Here is a 22,637-nt window from a genome sequence, read left to right on the forward strand (position 1 = left end):
CAACAGGCAGAAATTTTGCCGCTTTTAGCACCTTTTCTGCGTATTGAAATCACCCAGACATGCCATGTCTGCGGGGAGCCACATGGCCCGCTCCCGCTGCGCCACCCAGTTGATTGATGGGATGGATCCGATGCGCAGGCCATCTCGACGCATGTCTCGATAGGGGGCTGAACTGGCCATTCGATCCCAATACCCACAAGGGCTGGACAGCAGCGTCAGACCTCGCCTATATATACATCCCATCTCTTCGAGGCGGTGGCACGCAGATGTCGCCGCGGCGAAACGTCTCCCGCTACGGGACCAGCGCGAGGAAGTACCGATGAGACTCAGAACCGCCCTCTGTTCCACCGCCTCCGCCCTCTCCGCACTGGCGCTGCTGAGCGCGTGCGGCGGCGGCTCCAGCACCTCGGCGTCGTCGAGCGACAAGCCGCTGGTCGGCGTGGACTACCCGCGCTCCGACACCGACTTCTGGAACTCGTACATCAAGTACACGCCCGAGTACGCCAAGGAGCTCGGCCTCTCCCTCAAGACCACCAACTCGCAGAACGACGTCGCCAAGCTCACCGCCAACGCGCAGACGTTCATCAGCCAGGGCGTGAAGGGTCTCGCCATGGCCCCGCAGGACACCGCCGCCATCGCGCCGACGCTGGCGCAGCTGGAGGCGAAGAAGATCCCGGTCGTCACCGTGGACACCCGCCCGGACAGCGGCAAGGTCTTCATGGTGGTGCGGGCCGACAACCGCGCGTACGGCGAGAAGGCGTGTCAGTACCTCGGCACCAAGCTCGGCGGCAAGGGCAAGGTCGTGATGCTGGAGGGCGGCCTGGACTCCATCAACGGCCGTGACCGCACCGAGGCCTTCAACGACTGCATGAAGAAGAACTACCCGGACATCAAGGTGTTCGGTGAGGCCACCAACTGGGACGGCGCCGTCGCCGCGCAGAAGCTCCAGACGGACCTGACCGCCAACCCGGACATCAAGGGCGTCTACATGCAGTCCAGCTTCGCCCTGTCCGGAACCCTCCAGGTCCTCAAGCAGAAGGGTCTGCTGGTCGACCCGTCGGACAAGAAGCACGTGTTCGTGGTCTCCAACGACGGCATCCCCGAGGAGCTGAAGTCCATCGCCGACGGCAAGATCGACGCCACGGTCTCCCAGCCGGCCGACCTCTACGCCAAGTACGCCCTGTACTACCTCAAGGCCGCGATCGACGGGAAGACGTTCAAGCCCGGCAGGACCGACCACGACAGCACCATCGTGCAGGTGCGCGAGGGCCTGCTGGAGGACCAGCTCGCCGCCCCGCTGGTCACCGCCGACGGCGGCACCTACGGCGGCGTACCCAGCCTCAGGAGCGACGACAAGTCCCTGTGGGGCAACAACCTCGGCTGACGGTCCGCCGGAACACGCAACGGCTCACGAACACAAGGCGGTTGAGATGAGCGACGGGGAACGAGCAGTCACCCCCGCGCCCGCCCCGGTGGACGGCGGACGGGTCCCGGCGGACCCGCCCGTCGTCGAGGCGACGGGCATTGTCAAACGATTCGGTCCGACGGTCGCCCTGAACGGCGCCCGGATCACCATCAGGCCCGGCGAGACCCACGCGCTCGTCGGCCGCAACGGAGCAGGCAAGTCGACCCTGGTCTCCGTCCTCACCGGACTGCAGGCCCCCGACGAGGGAACGGTCACTTTCGGCGGCGCACCGGCCCCCCGGCTCACGGACCGCGACGCGTGGCGGCAGCGCGTCGCCTGCGTCTACCAGAAGTCGACGATCATCCCGACCCTGACCGTCGCCGAGAACCTCTTCCTCAACCGGCACGACCACGGGCGGAGTCGGCTGATCAGCTGGCAGGGGGTCCGCAGCCGGGCGCAGGAGCTGCTGGCGGCCTGGTCCGTCGACGTGGATCCGCAGACCCCGGCCGGCGAACTCAACGTCGAACAACGGCAGTTCGTCGAGATCGCCCGAGCGCTGTCCTTCGGCGCCCGGTTCATCATCCTCGACGAGCCGACCGCCCAGCTCGACGGCGCGGCCATCAACCGGCTCTTCGACCGGATCCGCGACCTGCAACGCCAGGGCGTGACCTTCCTGTTCATCAGTCACCACCTCCAGGAGATCTACGAGATCTGCGACATGGTGACGGTGTTCCGGGACGCCCGGCACATCCTGACCGCGCCGGTCGCGGACCTTCCCCGTACCGAGCTCGTCGCCGCCATGACCGGCGAGGCGGCGGCCGACCGGCGCGAGGAACGCACCACCACCCTCGACCCGCACGCCTCAGCCGCACTCAGCGTGCGGGACCTCACCGGCGACACCTACCAGGACGTCACCTTCCAGGTCGGCGCCGGGGAGATCGTCGGCCTCGCGGGGGCCGCCGGCAGCGGCCGCACGGAGGTCGCCGAGACCGTCGTAGGCCTGCGCCCGGCCGGATCCGGAGACGTGGAGATCGCCGGGAGGCGGCCGCGGCCCGGCAGTGTGCCCGCCGCGCTCGCCGCCGGCGCCGGGTTCGTCCCTCAGGACCGCCACCACCAGGGCTTCGTGCCCGACATGTCCATCGCGGACAACGCCACCCTGTCCGTACCCCACCGGCTCGGCCGGAAGGGTTTCCTCAGCGGTCGGACCCGGGACCGGCTCGCCGAGGGCATGATCGAGAACCTGGCGATCAAGACTCCCGGACCGGAGCTGCCCGTCTCCGCGCTGTCCGGAGGCAACCAGCAGAAGGTCGTCATGGCGCGCGCCCTGGCCGACGATCCCCGGCTGCTGGTCCTGATCAACCCCACCGCGGGCGTGGACGTGCGCTCCAAGGAGTTCCTCCTCGGCAAGGTCGAGGAGACCGCGGGCACCGGCACCGGAGTGCTCATCGCCTCCGACGAACTCGACGACCTGCGCATGTGCGACCGGGTCCTGGTGATGTTCCAGGGCCGAGTGACGACCGAGATGACCCGCGGCTGGCACGACCACGACCTCGTGGCCGCGATGGAAGGAGTGGACCTCCATGCCTGACACCGTCCTCACCGACACACCCCCGCCCAAGGCCGCCGAGCCCGGCGCAGGACGGAACGGGCTGTTCGGCGGCCGCATCCCGCCGGCCCGACTGCGGGACCTGGCGCTCGTCCCCGCGATCGTGGTCATCGCCATCGTCGGACAGATCGTCAACCCGGTCTTCCTGCAGGCGGACAACCTCATCAACGTCCTGCAGACCATGTCCGAGATCGCCCTGCTGGTCCTGGCCCAGACGATGATCCTGATCGTCAAGAAGATGGACCTCTCCCTGGAGTCCACCATGGGCCTGGCCCCCGGCGTCGCGGCCTGGCTCGTGGTCCCGGCCGGCGCCGGACACGGCCTCGGGCTGCTGCCGGGCGCCTGGGCCATCCCGGTCACGCTCGCCGTCGGCGCCCTCGTCGGCGTGATCAACTCCCTGCTGATCATCCGCTTCGGCCTGAACGGCTTCATCGTCACCCTCGGCATGCTGATCGTCCTGCGGGGCGTCCTCACGGGCATCTCCGGTGGCCAGACCTTCTTCCAGCTGCCGCAGTCGATGCTGTATCTGGGCACCGCGCAATGGTTCGGGATGCCGGCCTCCATCTGGATCTGCCTGGTGCTGTTCGCCGTCGCGATCGTCGTGCTCGGCTGGACCGGCTTCGGCCGTTCGCTGTACGCCATCGGCGGCAACGTCGACGCGGCGAAGGCGGCCGGCGTCCGCACCGACCGGGTGCTGTGGATCGTCATCGTCACCGGCAGTGTCCTGGCCGCCCTCGCGGGGCTCCTGCTGTCCGGGCGGCTGGCCTCCGTCGCCTCCGCGCAGGGCAACGGCTACATCTTCACGGTCATGGCAGCCGCCGTCATCGGCGGGATCAGTCTCAACGGCGGCAAGGGCACCATGTTCGGGGCCTTCAGCGGCATCCTGCTGCTCTTCATGATCCAGAACGTGCTCACCCTCGGCGGCGTCCCCGCCCAGTGGATCGGCGCCCTCAACGGCCTGATCATCCTCGTCGCCCTCATGATCTCCCGCATCACCGGCGGCGAGGTCCAGGAGTGATCCGGGCGGCCCGCCAGGCCGCCCGCCCCCTCCGTCGCACCCACATCTCGTCGCAAGGGGCCCTGTCGCCCCTGACTTCACAGGAGTTGCCGCCATGTCATCCGCCCCGCCCGCTCCCCCGGCATCCGCCCGCATCACCGCTCTCGATGTGCTGGACGTGCGCTTCCCCACCTCCGAGCACCTGGACGGCTCGGACGCGATGAACCCCGAACCCGACTACTCGGCCGCCTACGTGGTCCTGCGCACCGACGCCGGCGACGGGCTCGAGGGCCATGCCCTGGCCTTCACCACCGGTCGGGGCAACGACGCGCAGGCCGCCGCCATCGCGACGCTCGCCCCGTACGTGGTCGGCCTGTCGGTCGAGGAGGTCTGCGGTGACCTCGGGGCGTTCTCCCGCTCCCTCGTCCACGACCCCCAGCTGCGCTGGCTGGGACCGGAGAAGGGCGCCATCCACATGGCCACCGGCGCGGTCGTCAACGCGGCCTGGGACCTGGCCGCCAAGCGGGCCGGCAAGCCCGTCTGGCGGTTCCTCGGCGAGATGTCCCCGGAGGAGCTGGTCGCGCAGGTCGACTTCCGCTGGCTGTCCGACGCGCTCACGCCCGAGGAGGCGCTGGAGATCCTGCGCCGAGCCGAGCCGGGCCGCGAGCAGCGCATCGGCCGACTGCTCGACCAGGGTTACCCCGCCTACACCACCACCCCCGGCTGGCTCGGCTACTCCGACGAGAAGCTGGCCCGCCTGGCACGAGAGGCCGTCGCGGACGGGTTCACCCAGATCAAGCTGAAGGTCGGCGCCTCACTGGAGGACGACGTACGGCGCATGCGCGTCGCCCGCGAGACCGTCGGCGACGTCATCCGCATCGCCGTCGACGCCAACCAGAGATGGGACGTCCAGCCCGCGATCGACTGGATGCAGGCCCTCGCACCCTACGACCCGTACTGGATCGAGGAGCCCACCTCCCCCGACGACATCCTCGGCCACGCCGCCGTCCGCAAGGCCGTGAGCCCCATCAAGGTCGCCACCGGAGAGCACATCGCCAACCGGGTCGTCTTCAAGCAGCTCCTCCAGGCCGGCGCGGTGGACATCGTCCAGATCGACTCCGCACGGGTCGGCGGCGTCAACGAGAACATCGCGATCCTGCTGCTCGCCGCCAAGTTCGGCGCCCCGGTCTGCCCGCACGCCGGCGGTGTCGGCCTGTGCGAGATGGTGCAGCACCTGTCGATGTTCGACTACGTCGCCGTCTCCGGGACCACCGACGACCGGGTCATCGAGTACGTCGACCACCTGCACGAACACTTCGTCGACCCGGTCCGCGTCGTGGACGGCCACTACCTCGCGCCCACCCTGCCGGGCCTGAGCGCCCAGATGCACCCGGACTCCCTCAAGGAGTACGCCTACCCCGACGGCCCCGTCTGGTCCGCCCGTGGGTGACGCCGTCGGACTCGTGGATTCCCACCACCACGTGTGGAACCTCGAGCACCGCCCCCAGCCCTGGCTGGACGAACCCGGCCACGAGCCCATCCGCCGCACGTTCGGCCCGGACGACCTGCGGACGGCCGCCACCCGTGTCGTCGCCGGACGGCGGCTGGCGAGCACGGTCGTGGTGCAGTGCGTGACCTCCGTGCCCGAGACGCGCGAGCTGCTGACTCTGGCCGACGGCGATCCGATGATCGGCGCGGTGGTCGGCTGGGCGGATCTCACCTCTCCCGCGATCGGGGACGTACTCGACGAACTGCGGTCCGGTCCCGGTGGCCGGTACCTGCGGGCCGTGCGCCACATCGTCCAGGACGAGTCGGACCCGTACTGGCTGCAGCGACCGGACGTCGAACGGGGGTTGCGGGCGGTCCAGGAACTCGGGCTCGGCTACGACCTGCTCATCCGCGCCCACCAGTTCCCGCAGGCCGTCCGTCTGGCACAGCGCTTTCCCGGGCTCCCGCTCGTCCTGGACCACGCGGGCAAGCCGCCCGTCGCCCGCCGGGACCTGGCCGGCTGGGAACGGAGCGTCCGCACGCTCGCCGGGTGCCCGCAGGTGCGGTGCAAGGTGTCCGGTCTGGTCACCGAGGCCGACCACGAGAAATGGACGGTCGACGACATCCGGCCGGTGTGGGACGTCCTGCTCACGGCCTTCGGCCCCGACCGGCTGATGTTCGGCTCCGACTGGCCGGTCTGCGTCCTCGCCGGCGGCTGGAACCGCTGGGCCGCGGCCGTGGAGGAACTCCTGCACGGCTGCTCCGCCGACGAGACCGCCGCGGTCCTCGCCGGCACCGCCACCGACTTCTACCACCTGGAGGAGGGAACGCCGTGCTCCTGACCGAGCTCCTGCACCCCGGCATCCTGGAAGCACTGGCCGGCGCCGGCCACGGCGCCCGCGTCCTGCTCGCCGACGGGCACTACCCCGCGAGCACGGCCACCGGCGAGCGCGCCCGGACCGTGCACCTCAACCTGGCACCCGGCCTGCTGGACGTCACCACCGTGCTCGACGTCCTGTTGCGTGCCCTGCCGGTCGAGTCGGCCCAGGTCATGGTGCCGCCCGAGGGCGAACCCGAGCCGGCCGCCATCGCCGAGTACCGCTCGATGCTCGCGCCCGTCCCCGTCGACACCCTCGGCCGGTTCGAGTTCTACGACGCCGCCCGCTCCCCCGACCTGGCCCTCGCCATCGTCACCGCCGACACCCGTACCTACGCCAACCTGCTGCTGACCATCGGCGTCCGCGCTGAAGGGACCCTGACCCCGCGATGACACTCGCCGTCCGTTACACATCCGCCCGCACCCTCGACACGACCTCCACACCCAGCGCGCCACCCGGTCCGGGCGAGGTGGAACTGGCCCCGGCCTACGTCGGCATCTGCGGCACCGACCTGCACATCTTCCACGGCGACATGGACGCCCGGGTGCACACGCCCGCCGTCCTCGGCCACGAGATGTCCGGTCGCGTGGTACGCGTCGGCCCGGACGTGGAGGGCTGGCGGCCCGGTGACGCGGTGACCGTGATGCCGCTGCGCTGGGACGACACCTGCCCCGCCTGCCGCGCCGGTCACCAGCACATCTGCCAGCACCTCGACTTCATCGGCATCGACTCCCCCGGCGCGATGCAGCAACGCTGGACCGTGCCCGCCGCCACGCTCGTCCGGCTTCCCGGGACGCTTCCGCTGGACCGGGCCGCGCTCGTCGAACCCACCGCGGTCGCCGTCCACGACGTCGGCCGGGCCGGCGTGCGCGGCGGTGAGCGGGTCGTCGTGGTCGGCGGCGGACCCGTCGGCGTACTCATCGCGCTGGTCGCACGGGCCACGGGGGCCGAGGTCCGGGTGGTCGAGCCGAGCGCCCACCGGCGACTGCTCGCAGAGGCCATGGGGCTGACCGCCTGGGACCCGGCCGCCGTCGACGTACCGGAACTGGTCCGGCGGTGGACCGGTGACGCCGGCGCGGACGTCGCCTTCGAGGTCTCCGGCGCGGCGGGCGGGGTGGACACCGCGGTCGACGTGCTGGGCGTGCGGGGCCGCCTGTGTCTGGTGGCCATCCACCCCCGCCCCCGCGAGGTCGACCTGCACCGCTTCTTCTGGCGCGAGCTCACCCTGGTCGGCGCCCGGTTGTACGACCGCTCCGACTTCGAGAAGGCCGTGGCGCTCGTCGCCGACGGCACCGTTCCGGCCGAGCGGCTCATCAGCAAGGTCGTGCCGCTCACCGAGGCACCCGCCGCCTTCGATGCCTTGGAGGGCGGCGGCGACGTGATGAAGATCCTCCTCGACTGCACCGACTGCACCGACTGCACCGACTGCACCGACGACGCTCCGGGAGCCGCCGTATGACCTCGTTCGATCTCACCGGGAAGCTCGCCGTCGTGACCGGCGCCCGGCGCGGCATCGGCCGGGCCATGGCCGGCGCCCTCGCCCAGGCCGGCGCGGACGTCATCGGCGTCAGCGCCTCGCTGGAGGAGTCCGGCAGCGAGGTCGAGAAGGACGTCGTCGCCGCGGGCCGTACGTTCGAGGCGATCCGCGCCGACTTCGCCGACTCCGACGCCGTACGCGCTCTGGGTGCGAACCTCGCCGGGCGAGAGCGGCCGGTGGACATCCTGGTCAACAACGCGGGCACGATCCGCCGCGCCCCGGCCGCCGAACACCCGCTCTCCGACTGGGAGTTGGTCCTCCAGGTCAACCTCAACGCCCAGTTCGCACTGACCCGGGCCGTCGGCGCCGCGATGGTGGCCCGAGGCCACGGAAAGATCATCTTCACGGCGTCGCTGCTCAGCTTCCAGGGCGGCATCACCGTCCCCGGCTACACCGCCGCCAAGCACGGCATCGCCGGTCTGACCAAGGCGCTCGCCAACGAATGGGCCCCGCACGGCGTCAACGTCAACGCCATCGCCCCGGGCTACATCGCCACCGACAACACCCGGGCCCTGCAGGACGATCCGGTGCGCAGCCGGGCCATCATGGACCGGATTCCGGCCGGGCGGTGGGGCCACGCGGAGGATCTGGCGGGCGCCACCGTGTTCCTGGCCTCGGATGCCGCCGCCTACGTCCACGGCGTCGTACTGCCCGTCGACGGCGGGTGGCTGGGCCGATGACCGCCGACCTGGCCGCCGTGCTCTCCGGGGCCCGGATCATGCCGGTGCTGACCGTCCCGTCCGCCGCGAGCGCCGGGCCGCTGGCCGACGCGCTCGCGGCGGGCGGCGCCCGGTGCGCCGAGGTCACCCTCCGTACCCCGGGCGCCGAGCGGGCACTCAGGACGATGGCCGCGCACGGCGGGCTCACCGTCGGCGCCGGTACCGTCCTCACCGCCGAGCAGGCGGAGCGTGCCGTGGCGGCCGGCGCCCGCTTCGTCGTCTCACCCGGCTTCGACGAGGACGTCGTGGCGAAATGCCGGGATCTGGACGTGCCGGTCGTACCGGGCGTTGCCACGGCGACCGAGTTGATGCGGGCCCTGCGGGCCGGTCTCGGCACCGTGAAGCTGTTTCCCGCCGAGCCCCTGGGCGGGCCGGGGATGCTCCGGGCACTCTCCGCCCCCTTCCCGCAGGCGCGATTCGTGCCGACCGGCGGCATCGGCGCCGACCGCCTGGTCGACTACCTCGCCGAGCCCGCGGTTCTCGCGGTCGGCGGCACGTGGATGGCCACCGCCGCCCACCTGGAGCGCGGTGACTACGCAGAGATCGGTCGTCTCACCGCCGAGGCCGTGGAGAGGAGCACGCCGTGATCGACGTGGTGGCCCTGGGCGAGGTGATGCTGCGCTTCGATCCGGGCGAGGGGCGGATCCGCACCGCCCGCTCGTTCCAGGTCTGGGAAGGCGGCGGCGAGTACAACGTCGTACGCGGCCTGCGCCGATGCTTCGGACTTCGTACGGCCGTCGTGACGGCCCTCGCCGACAACGCGGTCGGCCGGCTCGTCGAGGACCTGATCCTGCAGGGCGGTGTCGACACCTCGCTGATCCGCTGGGTGCCCGCCGACGGCACCGGTCGCACCGCCCGCAACGGGCTGAACTTCGTCGAGCGCGGCTACGGCATCCGGGGCGCGCTCGGCGTCAGCGACCGCGCGCACACCGCTGTGTCCCAGCTACGGAAAGGGGAGGTCGACTGGGACGCGGTCTTCGCCTCGGGCCCACGCTGGTTCCACACCGGAGGCATCTTCGCCGGGCTGTCCGAGACCACCGTCGATGTCGCCGACGAGGCGATGGCGGCCGCCCGCAGGCACGGAGTCACCGTGTCCTACGACCCGAACCACCGCCCCAGCATCTGGGCCGACCGGGGCGGCGCCGACGCGGCCCGCGAGGTCGACCTGCGGCTGGGCCGGCACGCCGACGTCGTCATGGGTGCCCTGGGCCTGGTCGGCCCCCGCCCGGGTGACGTGCGGGTCCGTGCCGACGAGGTCCCGGACGCACTCGCGGAGGCGGCGGGCCGGGTTCCCGGCGCGTCGGTGCTGGCCACGACCCTGCGCGAGGTGCCCTCGGCGGGGGTCAACGACTGGTCCTCGGCCGCCTGGTCGCCCGGGACCGGGTTTCTCACCGGCCCCCGTATGCCCGGCCTGCACGTCCTGGACCGCATCGGCTCCGGCGACGCGTTCGCCGCCGGAGTGATCCACGGCCTGCTGAACGGCGACGACCCGTGGCCCGGTCACCCGCTGACAGCCGCCCGTCTCGAACGGGCCCTGGCCTACGGGACGGCTCACGGCGCGCTCGCCATGACCACCCCCGGAGACGTCTCCATGGCGACGCTCACCGAGGTCGAGGCGCTCATGGCCGGCGGATCGGCCGCGGTCACACGGTGACCGGCCGACGGACGGCCGCACGACCATTTCCTCAGGAGCACACCTTGCGACACCGGAAGATCGACAACACCCCTGTGGAGCTCACCGAACTCGGCTTCGGCGCCTCCGTGATCGGCAATCTGTACCGTGTCACCCCGGCCGAGGACGCGGCCGCCGCGGTCGAAGCGGCCTGGGAGGCCGGCGTCCGGTACTTCGACACCGCCCCCCACTACGGGCTCGGTCTCTCCGAGCGGCGCCTGGGCTCCGCTCTGCGGGACCGGCCGCGTGACGCCTACGTCGTCTCCTCCAAGGTGGGCCGGCTGCTCGTCCCCAACGAGGACCCGCGGGGTATCGACGACGAGGGCTTCGTCGTACGGGACGACCTGCGCCGGCGGTGGGACTTCAGCCGGGACGGAGTGCTGCGCTCCATCGAGGGGACCTTGGAGCGCATGGGACTGGACCGCCTGGACGTCGTCTACCTGCACGATCCCGACGACCACTGGAGACAGGCGGCCGAGGAGGCCATGGCCGCCCTGGCGGAGTTGCGCGACCAGGGCCTGATCGGCGCGATCGGCGCCGGCATGAACCAGTCGGCCATGCTCGCCCGCTTCGTGCGCGAGACCGCGGCCGACGTGGTGATGCTGGCCGGGCGCTACACGCTGCTGGACCAGTCGGCGCTGGACGACGTCCTGCCCGCGGCGCTGGCACTCGGCAAGAGCGTGGTGGCGGTGGGCGTGTTCAACTCGGGGCTGCTCTCCCGCGACCGGCCCGCGGAGGGCATGAAGTACGACTACCAGGACGCCCCACCTGCCCTGGTGGCCCGCGCCCGGGCGATGGCCGACGTCTGCGCGGCCCACGGGACCAGTCTGCCCGCCGCCGCGATCGCCTTCCCCCACACCCACCCCGCTATCATCAATGTCACCCTCGGTATGCGGAATCCGGAGCAGGTCAGACGAAACGTGGAACTTCACGATCAACTCATCCCCGACGGTCTCTGGGACGACCTCCGCGCTCAGGGACTGATCAGGTCGGACGTGCCCCGCGGGCACGCCGGGGGGAGGGAGTCGCGTTGTCTCTGACCGACAGGGCCATCGAGCAGATCCGTGAACTGATCCGGACCGGCGCCCTGCCCCCGGGCTCGAAGCTTCCGCCGGAGCCCGACCTGGCCGCCCAGCTGGGCCTGTCCCGCAACCTCGCCCGCGAAGCGGTCAAGGCGCTGGCCGTCGCCCGCGTCCTGGAGGTCCGCCGGGGCGACGGCACCTATGTCACCAGCCTGCAGCCGAGTCTGCTCCTGGAGGGGCTGGGCGGGGCGGTGGAGCTGCTGCAGGGCGACTCGGCCGCCCTGCAGGACCTCATGGAGGTACGGCGGCTCCTCGAACCGGTCGCCACGGCCCTGGCCGCGACCCGGATCACCGACGCCCAACTCGCCGACGTGAAAAGACACCTGGACGCGATGCGGGAGGCCGCCGACGACGTCGAGCAGCTCAACGCCCATGACGCCGCCTTCCACCGCGCGGTCGTCTCGGCCACGGGCAACGAAACGCTCCTCACCCTCCTGGAGGGCATCTCCGGCCGCACGCTGCGCGCCCGCATCTGGCGCGGTCTGATAGACGCCCAGGCCGCGGCCCGCACTCTCGCGGAGCACGAGGCGATCTACAACGCCCTGTGCGCCCGGGACGCCACCCTCAGCCAGGCCGCCGCACTGCTGCACGTGAGCAACACCGAACGGGGGCTGAAGGAAACCCTGCGCTCGGCGGAAACGGCGACAAGGGTGCGCTGACCCGGGAAACCAGGGCCGCCGGTCCTGAGCGTCCGGGGCGGCTCCCCGGGCCGCCGTCGTCCGCCGGGTCCGCGACCTGCGTACGGAGGCATCTCGAAGAAGCGTGTGTCAAACGCCCTTCAGAACGCGGTCGAGTGCCGCCCGGCCCACAGGTCCCCAGTTCGGCTTGCCGCCGGGAAGACCCCGATCTCCGTTCTGCCCCATGAGCATCAGGAAGAGGCTCTTCATCGCGGCCAGCCCGCGGGCGCGCCGGATCGCCGCCTCGTCTGCCCGCGCGTACCTGTCGAAGAACCGTGAGGCCGCGCCCGCGGGTAGCAGCACCCATGCGGCGGCGAGGTCCCACGCCGGGTCGCCGGCGCACATGGCACCGAAGTCGACGATGCCCGAGAGCGTTCCGTCCGAGACGACGACGTTCGCGGGATGGAGGTCGCCGTGCACCCAGACCCGCGGGCCTTCCCATGCGTGGGCGGCAACGGCGTCGTCCCAGACGGCCCGGACGTCGGCAGCGATGTCGTCGGGGACAACGGCCTGGAAGAAGTACTCGAAGCCGTCCGTGCAGTTCCTGGGATGGGCACCGAAGTCCGTTGAGATCGGCGCCTCGGCGGGCGCCTCCACATGGAGCGCGCGGAGGAAGCCCGCCAGCGTGTCGGCCGCGTGGTCGCCGCGGCTGATCGAGCCGTGGTCCAGCGGCTCGCCGGGAACCCATGTCATGACGGTCCAGTGCTTGGGGAAGCGCTCGGACGGTTCGCCGAACCGCACCGGAGTCGGCACCGGGAGCGGAAGGCGCGGAGCCAGTACGGGTAGCCACCGCCGCTCCTTGAGCTGGAGCTCCGGGGTGGGGTCCATGCGCTGCATGCGCACGGCCAACTCGTCCCCGAGACGCCACATCTGGTTGCCCCAGCCGCCCGCCACTTCGCGGATGGCCAGCCCTGCAAGGTCTGGATGCTGCTCCTGCAGCAGGTCGCGAACCAGGTCTGCGGTGATCTCGATCTCGGTGCCGGTCATGCGAAGGCACAGTACCTAGGCGGCGGGCGCAACGGCGTTCGGTTGGAGAGCGCCACAGAGGCTTTGGGACGGACGCCCCTCTTGCCGCGATCAAGCCTTGACTGGTGCGGCCGACCTGGCGGCCTGCTCGATCTTCGCGCAGTGGGCTGCACGGGCTTCCTCGTCGATCTGCCTCTCGTGTTCGGCGCGCAACCCGGTCCGGCCGTCGAGGCCCTCGCGCAGGATGTCGGCGTGCCCGGCATGCCTGATGGATTCGCCGAGGACATGGACCAAGATGGCGAACAGGTTCGTGTTGGAATGAGGCTCCGGCCACCACGGCACGTGGCCGGGGGCGTCGAGGGAAAGCTCGTTGATCGTCGCGTCGGAGTGTTCCCACGTGCGCCGGTAGAACGCGATGATCTGATCGCGGGTCTCGTCCTCGGTCGCCCACAGATCGCTGCCGTCGGAGTCCTGCCAGCGGGGCAGCGGTTCCGGGGAAGGGCGGTCGAAGACCTCGCCGAAGTACCTGGCCTCGACGGTGGCCACGTGTTTGACCAGGCCGAGGAGGTTGGTCCCGGTCGCTGTCAAAGGTCGTCGGGCGTCGTATTCGGACAAGCCGTCGAGTTTCCAGAGCAGCGCCTTGCGGTCCCGCCGCAGTCTCCCGTGCAGGTTGTCCTTCGCGAATTCATCGATCATGCGGCATGAGCCTGCCATGGGCTGCTCGTGGTCTCAAGATCCCTTACGTGGTCCGCAACGACCGGCAGAGCCGTGGGAAGAGACCGGCTACGCGGACGCGTCGCCGCTCACGGAACGGCGCGTAGATCTCGCGGATCTCGGTCAAGAACCCGTCGGCGTGCTGGGAGCGATCGGGTTTCCCAACCACCGGGTCCTGGCCGGTACTCGTTCCCCGCGCATCACCAGGGACGCGGGCCCCACCACCGTGCCGGCCGCCAGCGCGGCACCGGGCAACGCGATGGAGTGCGGCCCCAGCGTGGCTCCCGCGTCCAGTCGGATCCGGTCCAGCTGCAACACCCGGTCGTGGAAGACGTGGGTCTGCACCACGCAGCCGCGGTTGACCGAGGCTCCATCCCCGATACGGACCAGGTCGGTCTCGGGCAGCCAGTGGGTCTCGCACCACACGCCGCGGCCGATCCGGGCGCCGAGCGAGCGCAGCCACAGGTTGAGGAACGGCGTACCGAGCAGCAGCCGGCCGAGCCAGGGTATGGCCAGTTCCTCGACAAAGGTGTCATAGAGCTCGTTCCGCCAGACGAAGGAACTCCATAACGGGTGGCGGCCTGTCCTGAACCGCCCCACCACAAGCCATTTCGCCGCGGTGGTGGCCAGACAGGCGAGTATGCCCGCGCACAGCAGCACCACTCCCGCGAGGGCCGCGGCCACCAGCAGCCCGTAGCGTACGGCGAGCACCTGGAGTGCCACCGCGGCCAGGCCGCCGATGAAGGCCGTAGCCATGATCGGTACCAGCCGGCACGCCTCCACGGCCGCCCGGGCGAACACCAGTCGCCGCCGCGGCGCCCAGGTCCGTCCAGGGTCCCCCTTCTCCCGTACCCGGGGCAATGAGAGGCCTGGTCTGCCCAGCCAGGACGATCCGGGTTCGGCATGTGCGGGGACATCCGAGAGCACCCCGACCAGGGCGTCCTGGGGAAGCTCCCGGCCCGGTCCCACGATCCCGGAGTTGCCGACGAAAGCACGCCGCCCGACGCGGGAAAAGTCCAGCCGGAGCCAGCCGCCACGCAGCTCGAACGGCGCCACCAGGGTGTCATCGGCAAGGAACGCCTGGTCGCCCACCCGTATCAGTGCCGGCAGCCCCAGCACGGTGGAAACCTCCGCCTGCCGCCCGACCCTGGCCCCGAGCAGTCGCAGCCACAACGGCGTCAGCAGGCCCGCGTAGAAAGGGAAGAGCGAGGTCCGGGCCATACCCATGAGCCGTGAGACCAACCAGGCGCACCAGGTGACCCTGCCACACGTGGGGTGGTACCCGGGCGTCAGAACTCGGCCCGCGAGCCGCACCAGCACCACGGTCAGCGTCGCATAGCAGCCCATCGCCGGCAGAACGAGCAGCGGGGTAAGCAGCAGGTCGAGCATGACGGGGTCGAGGCCGTGTTCGTCGCCGACGAAACGGTTCAGGACCAGCAGCGCCGGCAGGAAGGCCGCCAGTGGCAGCAGCCCCAGGGCCGACAAGGCCGCGCTGTAGGCGAGTTCCCAGCGCCGCGAGCGTCGCCGGACCGGCCGCGGCCAGTCGTGGCCCGCGCGCGGGGCACCTGACATCCGTCGTGCCGGTGAGCCGTACCACCGTTCGTCCGCAGGCACTTCGCCCTCTACACAGCTGCCGGGTGCGACATCCGCTCCGCTGCCCACCTTGGCACCGGGCATCAGCATGCTGCGGGCGCCCACTCGGGCGCCGTCCCCGATCTCGATCCGGCCCAGATGGAGCACATCGCCGTCCAGCCACCAGCCGGCCGCGTCCGCCTCGGGCTCCAGGACACATCCGGAGCCGAAGCGGGCCATTCCGGTCACCGGCGGCATGGCGTGCAGATCCACGCTCTGCCCCACCGCGCAGCCCAACGCCTTGGCGTAGCGGGCAGCCCAGTGAGTGCCGAGCAGTGAGGCCATACCTAGTACGGTCCCCACGCGTTCAGCGGCCCACAGCCGCAGGTGCACCGAGCCGCCACGGGGGTGCGTACCGGGTCGGAACCCGGCGGTGAGCAATCGGCCGACGGCCGCCCCGATCGCGACGCGGCCTGGAGCGCTGAACAGAGCCAGCCAGCCGACGGCGATCAGCCACCATGAGCGCCGTGGGGCCCAGGGCCGCGGACCGAGGAGATCGTCCAGCGCGGCCAGTACGACCAGCAGCCGTATCCCGACCACGGCGCACAGCACGGTCACCACCACGAGCTGCACCGCACCGGTCCGGCGGGGGGTGGGCAGGATCGTGCGCCCGAGCTCGCCGCCGACCTCCAGTTCATCCAGCCGTGCGGCGAGGTCCAACAGCCGGGGACACCGGTAGACATCGGTGACGGAAACCCCGGGGACGCGTTCGCGCAGCGTCGACACCAGCTGCGCGGCGGACAGGCTGGTCCCGCCGAGGGCGAAGAACTCGCTCTCGGCCTCGGGGCGGAGTCCGAGCAGGCTCTCCCAGAGGTCGGCCAGCCATCCTGCGGTGCCGGTCGGCCCCGGGCCCGCCCCCGGAGCGGTACCTGTCGGCGTGGCATGCCGCTCAACCAGCGGCCAGGGCAGGGCGGCACGGTCGACCTTGCCGGACGTGCGGGTGGGAAGACCGTCGACGACAGCCAGCAGGGGCACCAGCGGCTGGGGCAGCCGGGCGCGCAGCAGGGCCCTGGCGGCAGCGGTGTCGAAGTACTGGCGGCCGTCCCCCTGCAGGACCAGGTATCCGACCAGGATCTGGCCGCCCGCCCGGGTGGCGCGCAGAGCGGCCGCGGCGGCACGTACGCCGGGCAGCGACTGGAGCGCGGCATCGATCTCGCCGAGTTCCACACGGCGGCCGGACAGCTTCACCTGCTCGTCCGTCCGCCCCACGTACACCAGTCCCAGGGGGTCGGCGCGAACCAGGTCGCCGCTGCGATAGGCGCGGACGCCGCGCAGAAAAGGGTGCGGCTGGAACCTCTCGGCGTCCTTGGCAGGGTCCAGGTAACGGGCCGTCCCGACCCCGCCGATCACCAGCTCTCCGATCTCGCCCCAGGCCACGGGCTGGTTGTCCGCGCCCACGACGGCCAGTTCGCAGCCCGCCAACGGTGCGCCGATGCGCACGGGCCGACCGGGGACCAGCCGGGCGGCACAGGCCACCACGGTGGTCTCCGTGGGACCGTAGGTGTTCCACAGCTCGCGCTGCGGAGCGGCGAGCCGGTCGACCAGTTCGGCGGGGCACGCCTCTCCGCCCAGGACGAGCAGCCGCACTCCCCTGAGGCACTCGGCCGGCCACAGGGCGGCCAGGGTCGGGACGGTGGAGACCACAGTGACACCGCGCTCCAGCAGCCACGGCCCCAGATCGGCACCGGCTCTGACCAGCGCGCTTGGCGCCGGAACCAGACAGGCACCGTGGCGCCACGCGAGCCACATCTCCTCGCAGGAGGCGTCGAAGGCGACGGACAGCCCGGCCAGCACCCGGTCCCCCGGTCCCAGCGGTCGGTGCCGGAGGAACAACTGTGCCTCCGCGTCCACGAAGGCAGCAGCCGAGCGGTGGGTCACGGCCACGCCCTTGGGACGGCCTGAGGTACCGGAGGTGAAAATCACCCAGGCGTCGTCGGCCGCCCGCGGCTGACCCGGCCGGCCGCACGGCACACGGCCGGGGACCGGACGGACGGTCCCGCGTTCGCCAATGACGGCGCAGACCTCCGCGTCGGCCCAGACGGCCGCGGCACGCCGGTCCGGGTCCTCGGCGTCCACCGGGACATAGGACGCGCCCGCGCGGAGCACCGTGAGCACGGCGGTGTAGAGGTCCACGGTTCCGGACGGCACCCGGACTCCGACCCGGTCCCCCACGCCGACGCCGAGCACAGCGAGGTCACGTGCCAGCAGGCCGGCCCGGTCCCACAGCTCGCGATAGCTGAGGACCACGCCGTCGGCGTCGAGCGCGGGTGCTTCGGGGTACCCCCGTACGGACGCCTCCAGTACGTCGAGCAGGGTACGCGGGGGCATGGCCGGCGCGGCGGCCCAGACCGCGCCCAGCCAGTTCCGCCGGGGCTCCGGGGAACCCGCCTTGCCGTACCCGTACCCGTTGCCAGGTCGAGAGGGCCGTCCGCCCGGGCCGGGCCGCGGATATTCCCGGTGAGTCCGACCCGGCTCCTGAGGCGACTCGGTCATCCGGATTCCTTACGGCGGGGGCTCGATGCGCTCCACGAACACACGCGGCGGGCACGGGAAGGATGCGGGACCCACGGACGGCCCAAGGGCCAGGGGCGGCGCCGCACCGAGCGGGACGGCCCCAGCAGCGCGGGCACCGCGGCGCCACAGTCCCTCTCAGGTCCGACGGCCCCATAGGAACACGCGCCTTTCGGGCCCGCATCCTGTGCGCGCGGGGATCGTGAGCGTGATCCGGTCCCGCGGTCCGCCGTGGGCCGGGCAGCCGGCCTCGGGCTGTGGCGTGAAGGTCCACGTTCCGGTGCCCGAGCACGAGTCCCACAGCCAGGCGTTCTCGTCGACCGGTCCCGGCTGTCCGCGGATGTGGCCGGGCCCGCCGGATCTGTCGGCGGGCCCGGCCACGGGATGTCGGTCACTCCGCTCGTCGGGTCAGTTGATGCGGACGATCTTCCAGAGCTGGTCGTCGACGGTGACGCTGTTCCACTGGACGACGGCGGCTCCGTCGGCGGTGGAGGACTGGGCGACACCGGCGACGAGGGCGCTGTTCACGTTCCGGAGCCGGTAGTAGCCGTTGCCCTCGTCGGTGAGGGTCCACTTCTGGGAGTCGGCGGAGGAGGCGGTGTTCTGGACGACGGCGGCGCCCGCGGTGCTGGAGGAGCCCCGGATGTCCAGGCTGAGGTTGCTGTTGACGTTCTTGATGGTCCAGGCCCCGTTGCCGGCGGACTGGAAGGTGAACAGCTGGCAGCTGCACGCGGAGTTGTGCCACTGGCCGGCCGCGGTGTTGGTGGCGGTGGACGCACCGGGGATGTCGAGGTACTTGCCGCTGTTCTTGTTGACGAAGACGTACTGACCGGTGGTCAGAGTCGGCAGGGCGGTCTGGACGAGGTCCCAGCGCTGGCAGGCGCAGCCGGTGTCGCTCCACTGGCCGGCCGTGGCACCGGCCGTGCTGGAGGCGTTGGGGATTTCGAGGTACTTGCCGGTGACGCGGTTGGAGATGCTGTAGCCGCCGGCGGGGTGCGGGGCGACGGCCCACTCGTGGTCGAGGGTGCCGTTGTCGTCCCACTGGAGGATCTTGGCGCCGTCGGCGGTGGACTGGTTCTCCACACCGAGGACCTTGCCGCTGGCGACGTTGAAGATCTTGAAGTATCCGGAGGGCTGCTGGACGAACCGCCACTGCTGGTCGGTGGCGCCGCTGGTGTTCTGCTGGGTGGCGTAGGCGCCGTTGGTGGTGGAGCCGCCCGCGATGGTGAGCTTCAGCGCGCTGCCCGCGTTGGCGACGGTGTAGGTGGCACCGTCGGAGATGCCGCCGCCCAGATCGATCGTGCCGTAGGTGACGGGGTTGGAGAGGTTGCTGCCTCCGTTGCCGCCGCTGAGCACCAGCAGACTGTGCCCGTCGGCGAGCGGCACCATGCCGCGGCTGTAGCCGTTGGCGACGTTGGAGCTGATGCGTGTCCAGGTGTTCGCGGCACCGTTCTGCGTGTTGAGGAACAGGTCGCCGGTGCTGTACGCGCTGACGGCGAGAGTGCCGTTGGGGCCACCGGTGGGAAGCCAGGTGACGTAGGGCGTGCTTCGGGGTACCACGCCGTCCGTCGACCGCAGCGGGATCCCGGTGACCGGGCCGAACGCCTCCGGGTCGGAGGAGATCTTGTAGTAGACGGCGAAGTTGCCCTCGGCGGCACCGCCGTACTCGTACGTCATGATGAACTTGCCGTTCGGCATCCTGGCCACCGTCGGCATGCCCGGGCGGTTGCTGTACGTGGGCATCGCCACGTCGTCCACCACCGGGCCCCAGGAGCGGACGTCCGTGGAGACCTGGTGCACGACCTTCTGGCCGTGGTCGGGATCGCGCTGGTCGGAGTAGTAGACGATCAGCTTCCCCCCGGACACGAGGAAGAACGGCTCCCAGACGGGAGTGTTGCCGTTGGTGTCGAAGGCCGCGCCGCCGGTGGCGATGTTGCTGACGAAGGTCCAGGTCTGCCCGCGGTCGGTGCTGGCATAGACATCGATCTTGATGGCCGATCGGTCGGCGGGGACGGAGGCTCCGGCGGCGAGGATCGTGCCCGCCGGGAAGTCGCCCATCGCCGTGGGCAGTTCGAACAGCTCGGGCTCCCAGCGCATGCCCCAGCCGTTCTGAGTGTCGGCGATCTCGGAGATCTTGCTCCAGGAGTCACCGTTGTCCGTGCTGCGATAGACCGGGAAGACGGGCGTGCCGGAGGTGTACTGCTCGAACGTGGCGAGCTGGGTGCCGTTGGCGGATCCGTTGTGCTGCAGACGCAGCCCGCGGGGGTAGAGCGAGCCGGGCGACGGCGCGCCCGACGGCGGGGTGTACATCGTCCGGGACGGGCGCGAAAGAGCGTGTGCCCGGCCCGCGGCGGGCAGCACGGTCGTCGCCGCGGCGACGACCAGGGCGAGGAGCAGGAACAGGAGGGCGGCGGGACGCGGAGCGGCGCCGGGTCTGGCGCCTGACTGCGCAGGAGACATGTGCGGCTCCGATGAGGGAAACGGGGGGATGTTTCGGTGCCCGCAGCCCCCGGCACCAGTCGGAACGGGGAGCGGCGGAGTCCAGGGGGCACGTCGAACGGGCCCTGAGGCGTGGGGGGGACGCCCGGGGTGGTGTGCGGCCGGAGCTCAGACGGTGCGCAGCGGCGGCCGGACCCGGTGGGGCGGTGGGGGCGCGGTCGAGCCGCGTACGACGAGTTCGACGGGGGGCTCGTCCGCCTGCGGCAGGTCGGTGTCGGGCTTCTCGATGGCGTGTACGAGGAGACGGATCCCTTCCCGTGCCGCGGCGTCGAAGGGCTGCCGGACGGTGGTCAGGGGCGGGGAGACGTAGGCGAAGACCGGGTTGCCGTCGAAGCCGACGACGCTGATCTCCTCCGGCACGCGCCGCCCCGCTTCCCGCAGGGCGTGGATCAGGCCGATGGCCATCTCGTCGCCCGCGGCGAACACCGCGGTCACGGAACGGTCCGCGGCCAGCGCGCGACCGGCCGCGTACCCGGAGGCGGCCGACCAGTCACCGTTGAGCAAGGGCGGTTCGTGCGCACCTCGTGCGGCGAGTGCCGCCTGCCATCCCTCGATGCGGTCCTTGGTGGCGTACCACCGGCGCGGGCCGGCGAGGTGATGGACGGTCTCGTGCCCCAGGTCCAGCAGGTGTTCCGTGGCCGCCCGGGCCAGTGCGTGGGCGCCCACGCTCACCGTCACCGTCCGGGTGGCGGTGAAGGAGGGCGGCGCTCCGAGAAAGAGGACCGGCACGTCGACGCGGAGCGGGACCTCTCCCTTCACCATGGGTTCGGAGACGACGACGCCGTCCACGCCCTGTTCGAGGAGTGACTCCACGGCGCCCGCGATGCCCTCCGGGTCGCCGTCCGGTGTGTTGATCACGCGGAGTGCGTAACCGGCGTCCCGTACGGCATGTTCGATGTGCACGAGCAGGGAGGCGGTTCCGTACCCGGCCGTGCCCAGGGCGACGACGCCGAGGGAGCGGGTGCGGCCCGAGGCCAGTGCCCTGGCGGCGTGGTTCAGGCGGTAGCCGAGTTCCTCCGCCGCCGCGAGAACACGGCTGCGGGCCTCGTCGGAGACGTACGGCTCGTCGTTGAGCACCCGGGAGACGGTCTTGCGTGAGACCCCGGCCAGCCGTGCGACGTCCGCACTGCGCGGCACAGAGGGGCTCGCGTCGCGCCCCGCTCCTGGTGTCATCGAAGTCTCCCCAAGTGCTGTGTGACTGCTGCGTACCAGTCTGCCGCTATGACCGCGCGATCTGATCGCGCGGTCATGTCTACGCAGCCGACGAGCACACGTCAAGAGCCATCGCGAGCCCTCTTCCCTTCCGAACCATGCGGAGCGGGTCGTCACCACGACGCCCCGCCGGGCCCCGCCGAGGGGCATCACCGCTGGTGAGACGCCGAGCGGCGGGGACCGTTGCGCGCCCGGAAGAGCCGATCGGCCGGATCCGGTCGCGAAGTGAAGCACTTCTCGACGGATACGCCCCATGCGGGTGATCAGACGCAAAGCCTTGACAGCGGTCTCACGCAGCCCTCAATCTTCGTGGCATCCGCCGATCGTGTTTGTGCGATCACGTTGGATTCTGGTCGCTCGGCGATCCCTCACCGTCACATCCCTTCGGGCAGGCATGCCAAATCTGGGCACAGCCGCCCCGTCAGGAGCCGAAATGCACCTTTCCTCCCTCGGTCGCTCCATGCCCGGTCTCAGCCGTCGCACGATGTTGCGCGGTATGGGCGGCGCGGCCGTCCTCGGTGCCGGCATCCCGCTGCTGTCCGCCTGTGGCGGCGGCAGCACCTCCTCCGACCCGAAGACCGTCAGCCTCGGCTCCAACGCGTCCGACGCGGTCCCGAAGAAGGCCTTCGCCGAGATCTACGCGGCCTTCAAGAAGCAGTCCGGGATCGCGGTCGACGTGAACACCAAGGACCACAACACGTTCCAGGAACAGATCAACTCCTACCTCCAGGGCACCCCGGACGACGTGTTCAACTGGTTCGCCGGCTACCGCATGCAGTTCTTCGCGGCCAAGGGCCTGGCCTCACCGATCGACGACGTGTGGGAGACCATCGGACGCAACTTCCCCGAGGCGATGAAGAAGCTCAGCAAGGGGGAGGACGGCAAGTACTACTTCGTGCCCATGACGACGTACCCGTGGGCCGTCTTCTACCGCAAGAGCGTCTTCCAGCAGCACGGCTACACCGTCCCCACCACCTGGGACGAGCTGGTCGCGCTGTGCAAGCAGATGAAGAAGGACGGGCTCACCCCGATCGCGTTCGGC

Annotated in this window: 18 protein-coding genes; 13 read left to right on the forward strand and 5 right to left on the reverse strand. The window is 71.1% G+C overall.

The window, feature by feature from the left end:
• Nucleotides 1–319: 319 nt before the first annotated feature.
• From ABZ464_RS28475 to ABZ464_RS28530, 12 genes are all read left to right on the forward strand, one after another.
• The gene (locus ABZ464_RS28475; protein ID WP_359281040.1) at nucleotides 320–1,384 is read left to right on the forward strand and encodes a sugar ABC transporter substrate-binding protein; all 1,065 of its coding nucleotides are present in this window, start codon (nucleotides 320–322) and stop codon (nucleotides 1,382–1,384) included.
• A 46-nt stretch (nucleotides 1,385–1,430) separates the two neighbouring features.
• Entirely contained in the window at nucleotides 1,431–2,993 is a 1,563-nt protein-coding gene (locus ABZ464_RS28480; RefSeq protein WP_359281041.1) for a sugar ABC transporter ATP-binding protein, read from the forward strand.
• Nucleotides 2,986–4,029, forward strand: a complete 1,044-nt coding sequence (locus ABZ464_RS28485) for an ABC transporter permease (RefSeq protein WP_359281044.1) — start codon at nucleotides 2,986–2,988, stop codon at nucleotides 4,027–4,029. Before ABZ464_RS28480 ends, ABZ464_RS28485 begins: the two co-directional genes overlap by 8 nt.
• Nucleotides 4,030–4,123: 94 nt before the next feature.
• Complete coding sequence (locus ABZ464_RS28490; RefSeq protein WP_359281046.1) at nucleotides 4,124–5,458, forward strand: enolase C-terminal domain-like protein; 1,335 nt, start codon at nucleotides 4,124–4,126, stop codon at nucleotides 5,456–5,458.
• The gene (locus ABZ464_RS28495; RefSeq protein ID WP_359281048.1) at nucleotides 5,451–6,338 is read left to right on the forward strand and encodes an amidohydrolase family protein; all 888 of its coding nucleotides are present in this window, start codon (nucleotides 5,451–5,453) and stop codon (nucleotides 6,336–6,338) included. Before ABZ464_RS28490 ends, ABZ464_RS28495 begins: the two co-directional genes overlap by 8 nt.
• A complete protein-coding gene (locus tag ABZ464_RS28500) occupies nucleotides 6,329–6,766 on the forward strand; it encodes an RbsD/FucU family protein (RefSeq protein ID WP_359281051.1) in 438 nt (145 codons plus the stop codon). The genes ABZ464_RS28495 and ABZ464_RS28500 overlap by 10 nt, the downstream gene beginning before the upstream one ends.
• Nucleotides 6,763–7,833 (forward strand): alcohol dehydrogenase catalytic domain-containing protein, encoded by a 1,071-nt coding sequence (locus ABZ464_RS28505; protein ID WP_359281054.1) that lies wholly within the window; start codon nucleotides 6,763–6,765, stop codon nucleotides 7,831–7,833. Before ABZ464_RS28500 ends, ABZ464_RS28505 begins: the two co-directional genes overlap by 4 nt.
• The gene (locus ABZ464_RS28510; RefSeq protein WP_359281056.1) at nucleotides 7,830–8,591 is read left to right on the forward strand and encodes an SDR family oxidoreductase; all 762 of its coding nucleotides are present in this window, start codon (nucleotides 7,830–7,832) and stop codon (nucleotides 8,589–8,591) included. The genes ABZ464_RS28505 and ABZ464_RS28510 overlap by 4 nt, the downstream gene beginning before the upstream one ends.
• Nucleotides 8,588–9,217, forward strand: a complete 630-nt coding sequence (gene eda, locus ABZ464_RS28515; RefSeq protein ID WP_359281057.1) for a bifunctional 4-hydroxy-2-oxoglutarate aldolase/2-dehydro-3-deoxy-phosphogluconate aldolase — start codon at nucleotides 8,588–8,590, stop codon at nucleotides 9,215–9,217. Before ABZ464_RS28510 ends, eda begins: the two co-directional genes overlap by 4 nt.
• Nucleotides 9,214–10,284, forward strand: a complete 1,071-nt coding sequence (locus tag ABZ464_RS28520; protein ID WP_359281059.1) for a sugar kinase — start codon at nucleotides 9,214–9,216, stop codon at nucleotides 10,282–10,284. Before eda ends, ABZ464_RS28520 begins: the two co-directional genes overlap by 4 nt.
• Before the next feature lie 44 nt (nucleotides 10,285–10,328).
• Nucleotides 10,329–11,342: an aldo/keto reductase gene (locus ABZ464_RS28525; RefSeq protein WP_359281061.1), complete on the forward strand. Its 1,014-nt coding sequence runs from the start codon at nucleotides 10,329–10,331 to the stop codon at nucleotides 11,340–11,342.
• Nucleotides 11,333–12,043, forward strand: coding sequence for a FadR/GntR family transcriptional regulator (locus ABZ464_RS28530; RefSeq protein ID WP_359281064.1), 711 nt, complete (start codon nucleotides 11,333–11,335; stop codon nucleotides 12,041–12,043). The genes ABZ464_RS28525 and ABZ464_RS28530 overlap by 10 nt, the downstream gene beginning before the upstream one ends.
• Nucleotides 12,044–12,151: 108 nt before the next feature.
• Here the strand turns inward: ABZ464_RS28530 and ABZ464_RS28535 are convergent, their stop codons facing one another.
• The 5 genes from ABZ464_RS28535 to ABZ464_RS28555 all read right to left on the reverse strand — a co-directional run bounded on the left by ABZ464_RS28535 (nucleotide 12,152) and on the right by ABZ464_RS28555 (nucleotide 21,556).
• Complete coding sequence (locus ABZ464_RS28535) at nucleotides 12,152–13,048, reverse strand: aminoglycoside phosphotransferase family protein (protein ID WP_359281065.1); 897 nt, start codon at nucleotides 13,046–13,048, stop codon at nucleotides 12,152–12,154.
• Nucleotides 13,049–13,138: 90 nt separating this feature from the next.
• The gene (locus ABZ464_RS28540) at nucleotides 13,139–13,723 is read right to left on the reverse strand and encodes a DinB family protein (RefSeq protein ID WP_359281068.1); all 585 of its coding nucleotides are present in this window, start codon (nucleotides 13,721–13,723) and stop codon (nucleotides 13,139–13,141) included.
• Nucleotides 13,724–13,864: 141 nt separating this feature from the next.
• Complete coding sequence (locus tag ABZ464_RS28545) at nucleotides 13,865–17,701, reverse strand: Pls/PosA family non-ribosomal peptide synthetase (RefSeq protein WP_359281070.1); 3,837 nt, start codon at nucleotides 17,699–17,701, stop codon at nucleotides 13,865–13,867.
• 591 nt (nucleotides 17,702–18,292) lie between these two features.
• Nucleotides 18,293–20,344 carry an RICIN domain-containing protein gene (locus ABZ464_RS28550; RefSeq protein ID WP_359281073.1) on the reverse strand — a complete coding sequence of 684 codons (2,052 nt, stop codon included), beginning with the start codon at nucleotides 20,342–20,344 and terminating at the stop codon, nucleotides 18,293–18,295.
• A 147-nt stretch (nucleotides 20,345–20,491) separates the two neighbouring features.
• Nucleotides 20,492–21,556: a LacI family DNA-binding transcriptional regulator gene (locus tag ABZ464_RS28555; RefSeq protein WP_359281075.1), complete on the reverse strand. Its 1,065-nt coding sequence runs from the start codon at nucleotides 21,554–21,556 to the stop codon at nucleotides 20,492–20,494.
• Between the two features lie 472 nt (nucleotides 21,557–22,028).
• On the opposite strand from ABZ464_RS28555, the gene ABZ464_RS28560 reads away from it, so the two are divergent.
• On the forward strand, nucleotides 22,029–22,637 hold a 609-nt coding region (locus tag ABZ464_RS28560), incomplete at its 3' end, for an ABC transporter substrate-binding protein (RefSeq protein WP_359281078.1).

Origin of the sequence: Streptomyces sp. NPDC005820, assembly GCF_040630255.1 — a bacterium.
Lineage (GTDB): Bacteria > Actinomycetota > Actinomycetes > Streptomycetales > Streptomycetaceae > Streptomyces.